The sequence below is a fragment of the Streptomyces sp. NPDC005202 genome, from assembly GCF_040608235.1.
Classification (GTDB): domain Bacteria; phylum Actinomycetota; class Actinomycetes; order Streptomycetales; family Streptomycetaceae; genus Streptomyces.
Genome location: NZ_JBEXHW010000010.1, coordinates 188987 through 195816 on the forward strand (window position 1 = coordinate 188987; position 6830 = coordinate 195816).

At 69.1% G+C, this 6830-nt stretch carries 6 protein-coding genes and 1 pseudogene; 2 read left to right on the forward strand and 5 right to left on the reverse strand.

From position 1 onward, the window contains the following. Window positions 1–14 precede the first annotated feature (14 nt). Both ABZV31_RS18100 and ABZV31_RS18105 read right to left on the reverse strand, forming a co-directional pair. Window positions 15–1622, reverse strand: a complete 1608-nt coding sequence (locus ABZV31_RS18100) for a sodium:solute symporter family protein (RefSeq protein ID WP_355894546.1) — start codon at window positions 1620–1622, stop codon at window positions 15–17. A 217-nt stretch (window positions 1623–1839) separates the two neighbouring features. Continuing rightward, window positions 1840–2625 carry an SDR family oxidoreductase gene (locus tag ABZV31_RS18105; protein WP_355894548.1) on the reverse strand — a complete coding sequence of 262 codons (786 nt, stop codon included), beginning with the start codon at window positions 2623–2625 and terminating at the stop codon, window positions 1840–1842. A gap of 98 nt (window positions 2626–2723) precedes the next feature. On the opposite strand from ABZV31_RS18105, the gene ABZV31_RS18110 reads away from it, so the two are divergent. Next, the gene (locus tag ABZV31_RS18110) at window positions 2724–3563 is read left to right on the forward strand and encodes a hypothetical protein (protein ID WP_355894551.1); all 840 of its coding nucleotides are present in this window, start codon (window positions 2724–2726) and stop codon (window positions 3561–3563) included. A gap of 130 nt (window positions 3564–3693) precedes the next feature. Here ABZV31_RS18110 and ABZV31_RS18115 read toward each other — a convergent pair whose 3' ends face one another. From ABZV31_RS18115 to ABZV31_RS18125, 3 genes are all read right to left on the reverse strand, one after another. After that, window positions 3694–3885 carry a DUF397 domain-containing protein gene (locus tag ABZV31_RS18115; protein WP_355894554.1) on the reverse strand — a complete coding sequence of 64 codons (192 nt, stop codon included), beginning with the start codon at window positions 3883–3885 and terminating at the stop codon, window positions 3694–3696. A gap of 263 nt (window positions 3886–4148) precedes the next feature. Next, window positions 4149–5006: a helix-turn-helix transcriptional regulator gene (locus ABZV31_RS18120; protein ID WP_355894557.1), complete on the reverse strand. Its 858-nt coding sequence runs from the start codon at window positions 5004–5006 to the stop codon at window positions 4149–4151. 478 nt (window positions 5007–5484) lie between these two features. Further along, a complete protein-coding gene (locus tag ABZV31_RS18125; RefSeq protein ID WP_355894560.1) occupies window positions 5485–6237 on the reverse strand; it encodes a GPP34 family phosphoprotein in 753 nt (250 codons plus the stop codon). Between the two features lie 250 nt (window positions 6238–6487). On the opposite strand from ABZV31_RS18125, the pseudogene ABZV31_RS18130 reads away from it, so the two are divergent. Beyond that, window positions 6488–6830: pseudogene (locus tag ABZV31_RS18130) on the forward strand (D-alanyl-D-alanine carboxypeptidase); the annotation flags it as partial.

A 6830-nucleotide genomic window follows, 5' to 3' on the forward strand; every position in this document is an offset into this window, starting at 1 on the left:
CGGGGATCAGTCCTTCACCGTCGTACCCACCACATCGTCGCCCGCTCCGGGTCCTTCACCGTCGTACCCACCACATCGTCGCCCGCTCCGGCCGGAGCTGGAATCGCCGCCGCGGCGGAATCGTCGCCGTCCGTGTTGACCCGCTCGATGATCGCGAGCCGCTCCGGGGTGTCCTCCGGCTTCAGGTAGCCGATGAGGATGTACAGCACCAGCGACACGGCCGGCGGCACCGACACCTGGTACTGCAGGGGCACGCCGCCGTCGACGTTCCAGTTGATCGGGTAGTTCACCAGCCAGAAGGCCAGCAGTCCGGCGCCCCAGCTGGTGAGTGCGGCCGTCGGGCCGGAGCGGCGGAAGGGGCGCAGCAGGCCCAGCATCATCGGGATGGCGATCGGGCCCATGAGACCCGCGACCCACTTGATGACGACCGTGATGATGTCCTTGAACGTCGGCGAGTTGACCTGGGTGGCCACCGCCATCGACAGACCGAGGAAGACGACGGTCGTCACCCGGGCCGCGATCAGGCCACTGCGCTCGCCCCACGCCCGTGCGCGCTCCGACAGCACCGGCGCCACGTCCCGCGTGAACACGGCCGCGATCGCGTTGGCGTCGGAGGAGCACATGGCCATGGTGTGGGAGAAGAAGCCGACGATGACCAGGCCCAGCAGGCCGTGCGGCAGCAGCTGTTCGGTCATCAGGCCGTAGGAGTCGGAGCCGTCAGGCTTCTGCGCGTGCACCAGCAGCGGGGACATCCACATCGGGTAGAAGAGGACGACCGGCCACACCAGCCACAGTGCCGCCGACAGACGTGCCGATTGGGCGGCCTCCCGGGCGCTGCCCGTCGCCATGTAGCGCTGGGCCTGGTTGAGCATGCCGCCGTTGTACTCGAAGAGCTTGATGAAGAGGAAGGCGAGCAGGAAGACGGTCCCGTACGGCCCGACCAGGGGCTTGCCGTGTCCGTGCAGGGCCGGCTCGTCCCAGGCCCCGAAGAAGCCGATGTTCCTGTCGTCGAGCTTCAGCACCACCGCGACGAACATCGAGACGCCGGCCAGCAACTGGATGACGAACTGGCCGAGTTCGGTCAGCGCGTCGGCCCACAGGCCGCCGATCGTGCAGTAGATGGCCGTGATCGCGCCGGTGATGAGGATGCCCTGGTTCAGCGAGACGCCGGTGAAGACGGACAGCAGTGTCGCGATCGCGGCCCACTTGGCGCCGACGTCCACGATCTTCAGCAGCATGCCGGACCAGGCGAGGGCCTGCTGGGTGGAGAGGTTGTAGCGGTTCTTCAGGTACTCCAGTGGGGACGCCACGTGGAGCCTCGACCGCAGCCGGTTGATCCGCGGCGCGAACAGCTTCGACCCGATGGCGATGCCGAGCGCGATGGGGAACGACCAGGTGACGAAGGACGTGACGCCGTAGGTGTAGGCGATGCCCGCGTATCCCGTGAACATCACCGCGCTGTAGCCCGACATGTGGTGCGAGATGCCGGAGAGCCACCAGGGCATCTTCCCGCCGGCCGTGAAGAAGTCGCTGACGTTGTCCACGCGCTTGTGCGACCAGACGCCGATGGCGACCATCACGCCGAAGTAGCCGATGAGCACGGCCCAGTCGAGACTGTTCATGTGCCCCCTTCCAGGGTCCGCCTTGTGAACTCCGCTCAGCTGGTTGGCACTTCGCCTGAGCGGGGTACGGGCGAGGGAGGCCGCGAAGTGCCCGCTCATCGTGGGTGTGGTTACGAGGGCACGACAAGCGAGCGGAAGGTCAAGAGAAAGCAAAAATGTTCTGCTCACTGACCTTGGTTCATGCACATGAACAGCGGTGGTGTCTGGAAAAGGGTGGTCAGCGCATCAGCTCCCCCGCGTTGACCAGCAACGACTGCCCGGTGACGGCCCGCGCCCGGTCCGACGCCAGGAACACCACCGCGTCCGCCACATCCCCGTCCGTCGCCAGCTGAGGCAGCGCCATCCGGTCGGTGAGCCGCTGCAGCACCTCGGCCTCCGGTACGCCCTCCGTCTGCGCGGTGAACCGCACGTACGCCTGTACCGGCGGCCCCCACATCCAGCCCGGCAGCACGGTGTTGACCCGGATCCGGTACGGCCCGAGCTCCCGCGCCAGCGAGTACATCGCGCTGGTCAGCGCCCCCTTCGAGGCCGCGTACGCCGCCTGCCTCACCTGCGAGGGCGCGGCCACCGCCGACTGCGTCCCGATGAACACCACCGAGCCGCCGCGCACCTTGAGCGCGGGCAGGCAGCCCCGGGTCATCCGCAGTGTCCCCAGCAGGTTCACATCGAGCACTGACTGCCAGGTCGCGAAGTCGGCGTCCTCCAGCCCGCCGAAGCAGCTGTCCCAGGCGGCCACATGGACCACGGCGTCGATCCGCCCGAACCGCTCCCGCGCCAGCGCCGCCAGCGCCCGGCACTGCGCCTCGTCGGTGATGTCGGTCGCCCGGTACGCCGTGTGCGCCCCGTCCGGGTCGATCCCGGCCGCGCTCTTGGCGAGGTTCGCCTCCGTGCCCGCCCCCAGCACGGCGTTGCCCCCGTCGCACACGACCGCCGTCGCGACCTGGTGACCGAGCCCCGCACCGACCCCCGACACGACGACGGTCCTGCCCTGGAGCAGTGACATCCCAACCCCTCCCGGATCGGCGCCTCCCACGCTCTGGCGCATTGTCTGACGGAGCGTCAGAGTATGGGCGACCGCAGGAGGAGGGAAGGGGAGCGCGCATGTCCGAGGAGACCCGCAGCGAGGTGTACGCCGAGCTGGCCGCCGTCGGCCCGTACGGCGTCCACCCGGGCCACGCCCTGATCACCATGGTCGAGCCGCACCCGGGCCACGAGTACGCCTACAACCGCTGGTACGAGGACGACCACTACTACGCCGGCGCGATGGCGATGCCCTGGATGTACGCCGGCCGCCGCTGGGTCGCCACCCGGGACCTCCAACTGCTGCGCCACCCCGAGAAGTCGGCGATCGCCCAGCCGGTCACCGCCGGCTGCTACCTGTCCACGTACTGGATCACCGACGGCCGCTACGACGACCACATGAAGTGGACCGTCGCCATCAACAGGCGCCTCAACCGCGACGGCCGCGTCCACCAGGACCGTACCCACGTCTTCACTGCGTTCCAGGACCACGAGGCGACGGTCTACCGCGACGGGGCGGCGGGCCCGCGGGACGTCCACGCCCTCGACCACCCGTACGCCGGACTGGTGCTGGAGGTGATCGACGCCGAGTCGCCCCAGCAACGGGCCGAGCTGCTGGAGTGGCTGCGCGCCCGGCATCTGCCGAAGCGTCTCGCGGGCTCGCCCGCCGCCATGGTGACGGTCTTCCGGCCGACGCCCCTGCCCGGCGACCGGATGACGTACGTCAAGCAGGTCGAGGGCGTCGGCACGAGGCTGACGCTGTTGTGGTTCCTGCAGGCGGATCCGCGGGAGTGCTGGGAGGCATACTTCACCGGCCTGGACGAGGCGGTGGCGGAGTCGGGGCTGGGGAGGGTTGAGCTGGTGGCGCCGTTCATCCCGACGGTGCCGGGCACGGACACCTACGTCGACCGGTTGCGGTAGGGCACAAGCCGAGCCCCCTCGGCAAGGACGGCGGGCTGGTCGAGAGGGCTCTTGCGGTGCTGCTTGTGCAGTTGTCGATGGTGCCGTTGTCGGTCGTGGCATCGGCAGAGGATCAGGAAGACCCTCCCCGTTACGCCCTGACCGATGCCACGAAGGCGTTCCACGCGTCGGCGGGGAAGTCCAGCACCGGGCCCTCGGGGACCTTGGAGTCCCGGACCGCCATGGCCGTGACCACCGGTGACTTGACCTCGACGCATGCGCCGTTGCCCGTGGAGTACGAGGACTTGGTCCACGTGTGCGTGGCGCCCTGACGAATTGCCATTTCTGCTCCGTGCAAGTTGTTGAGTTGCTGTCACCGCACGATGCGTTCGGCTGGAACCCACAGTGCGGTTTGCGCCAACGTTGTTGCTCGCTGGCATGATCGACGCTACTCGCCAACATCGGTGTCGGAAGCGACTATTCACTCGACGGGATGGCACATTCCAGTGGGGTCTTCCATCCCGCCCTGGCGAAGGTGTACTGTGCGGCACCTTCCCGCCGGGGACGGGTCCGTACCCCTCAGGCGGCCCTCGGCGTGCGCGCCTTTCAGCGCGCGTAATCCTTCGCGATGTCCGCGATGAACTGGCGCGACTGCTCCACGTTCAGGGCCTGCGCCCGCAGGTGCTCGTACATCACGCTGTACTTCTGGACGTCGTTCGCCTTCTCCAGGTACAGGTCGCTGGTGACGCCCTCGATGTAGACGACGCTGGAATCGGCCGCGTCCGGGAACTCCAGGATGGCGTACTGGCCGTTCAGGCCCGGGTGCGCGCCCATGTCGAAGGGGATGACCTGCACGGTGACGTGCGGCAGCTGCGACTGCTCGACGAGGTTCTCCAACTGGTCCCGCATCAGAGAGCGGTTGCCGACGACCCGGCGCAGGGCGGCCTCGTCCAGCACGGTCCACAGGCGCAGCGGGGTCTCGGCGGCGGAGATTCGTTCCTGCCGACGCATCCGGACCTGGACGCGCTTCTCGATGTCCGCAGGCGCCGTCTCCGGCAGGGCGCCGGCGATCAGCGCCTCCGCGTACTGACGGGTCTGCAGCAGGCCGGGGACGACCTGGGGGTCGTACACTCTCAGGCTCGCCGCGTCCGTCTCCAGGCCGATGTAGACGCTGTAGGGGATGTCACCGAACGAGTGCCACCAGCCCTGCTGGCGCGAGTCCTTGGCCATCTGCATGAGCGAGTCGACGATCCGGTGGTCCTCCACCTCGTAGACCCCGCACAGATCGCGGACGTCGCGCTGGCTGATGCTGCGCCGGCCGTTCTCCAGACGGCTGATCTTCGACTGCGACACCAGCAGTCGTTCCGCCACCTCCTCGGCCGTCATGCCCTTGAGCTCGCGGAGCCTGCGCAACTCCTGGCCCAGCCGGCGCCGCCTGACGGTGGGATTGACATTGGACGCCACGGGACGTGCACCTCCGGCTGCGTGCCTCTACTTTGCGTATCTGCTGTTGAGCAGACTGCCACCAAGGTGCTTCATACCGCTGGGAAACGCCGGATATGCGGCGGGTACAGGCCAGTTCGGCCCTGCATGCGGCCGGGCGGGGCAGCCGGACCGAACCGTGCGGTCCCGCTGCCCCGCTCGACTCAGCGGCTAGCGTACCGGGTCTGTGGGGACTTTCGGTGCGGCGCTGGGTGGTGCGCGGTGCTGCTTGCGCAGTGGTGCGCGGTGCTGCTTTGTGCAGTGGTGGGTGGTGCTGCTTTGTGCAGTGGTGGGTGGCGGTGCGTGGTGGTGCTCGGTGCTCGGTGCTCGGTGCTCGGTGCGTGGTACTGCGTAGTGCCTGTGGTGCGGTGTGCTGCCCTGTGGTGCGGTGTGCTGCCCTGTGGTGCTGGTCGGCCGAAGGCTGCCGTCGCGCTGCGACCGCGTGCCGTGGGGCTGCGGCTCAGTGGGCCACGGCACGCGCCATGGATCCGCGGCGCGGCTGCATCGGAACACCGCGGGCGGGTTCCGCTGCCGACCTGGCTCCGGCGGCCTGGCGGCCGGCCGGACCCGGGCTGCGGCGCGGCTGGGCCGCCACGCCGTTCTGGACGTCCATCACGGCGTGCGCCACGAGGCCGCCCATGGGGTCGTGCCTGATCAGGTCCCGCAGCCGGGAACGGGACGAACGCCCCTCGTTGCCCGGATACAGGTGCTTGCCGAGGCCGACCGCGTGCGCCAGCGCGGCGAGCGCCGCGGTCCGCGGGTCCGGCGGTACGCCGGTGCGGATCGCGGAATCCAGCCGGCCCTTGATCTCCCGGCTGATGGCGGTGTCCGTCGCCTGGTAGCGAGTCGTCGGCAGCACCCCGCACATCTGGCCGGGCACGGCATGCACCATGCCGCACCGCTCCAGATGCGAGAGGTACGTCTGGCGGAGCCCGAGACGCGGCCCGCCGATCCAGTGGACGGCGCGTACGGGAGCGCCACGCCTTCGCAGCAACTCCAACGCGCAGTCCAGAGTCGGATCTCCTGTCGGCCGTGGTACAACCACGGCGATACGATCCCCGTCTGGGGCTATCCGTCCGGCCAGCGCCAGCTCCACTAGCTGTGCTCCGGCCAGACCGAGGTCGAGCGACTGCGGCTGCGCAGTGGTACCCGTGGTCGGGTCCAGTGCCAGCAACAGAAGCTCCTCCGGAAGTGTTCTGCGGTTCCTGCCCATCCATGCCTCCCCGCGTGGATGAATGACAGGGTGACCCCTCTCACATTGGTCTGTCGAGAGTGCGTGACCGGTTCGTGAGGGAACCGGTAGGTATGTCGTTCTCGTCTACCGCTTGGGTTTAGCCCGCACACAGGACACTGGTACATGGTTCGGACAGCGGTACGGCCGGGTGGTCCGGCTGCGTCGTCCGGGCTTCGGTTCACGGTTCGGTAGGCGCACGCGGGGCGTGCGGCGCAAGGAGGAGGCATCGGTGGCGGGCGAGTCCCCCGACAGGTCGAAGCAGCGCGAGTCGTCGGCAGAACCGACGTCGGGGAGCGCGGGTCCGGTTCCCGAGGCCAGGGGCGAGGCGCGCGAGGTCCGCGACCCTCGGCTCGCGCTGGCGGGGGAGTCCGGGGCGCCTTCGGGGCGCGGCGGCGTCGACACAGCGACGAAGGTGCTTTCGGTACGGACGCAGGAGAGGGACGCGGAGGATCCGGAGGGCGTGTCGGGCTCGGAGGACGCGGAGGATCCGGAGGGCGTGTCGGGCTCGGAGGACGCGGAGGATCCGGAGGGCGTGTCGGGCTCGGAGGACGCGGAGGATCCGGAGGGCGTGT

Coding starts and splice junctions, on each gene's coding strand:
- ABZV31_RS18100 (WP_355894546.1), bottom strand. CDS start 1,622: ATGAACAGTCTCGACTGGGCCGTGCTCATCGGCTACTTCGGCGTGATG.
- ABZV31_RS18105 (WP_355894548.1), bottom strand. CDS start 2,625: ATGTCACTGCTCCAGGGCAGGACCGTCGTCGTGTCGGGGGTCGGTGCG.
- ABZV31_RS18110 (WP_355894551.1), top strand. CDS start 2,724: ATGTCCGAGGAGACCCGCAGCGAGGTGTACGCCGAGCTGGCCGCCGTC.
- ABZV31_RS18115 (WP_355894554.1), bottom strand. CDS start 3,885: ATGGCAATTCGTCAGGGCGCCACGCACACGTGGACCAAGTCCTCGTAC.
- ABZV31_RS18125 (WP_355894560.1), bottom strand. CDS start 6,237: ATGGGCAGGAACCGCAGAACACTTCCGGAGGAGCTTCTGTTGCTGGCA.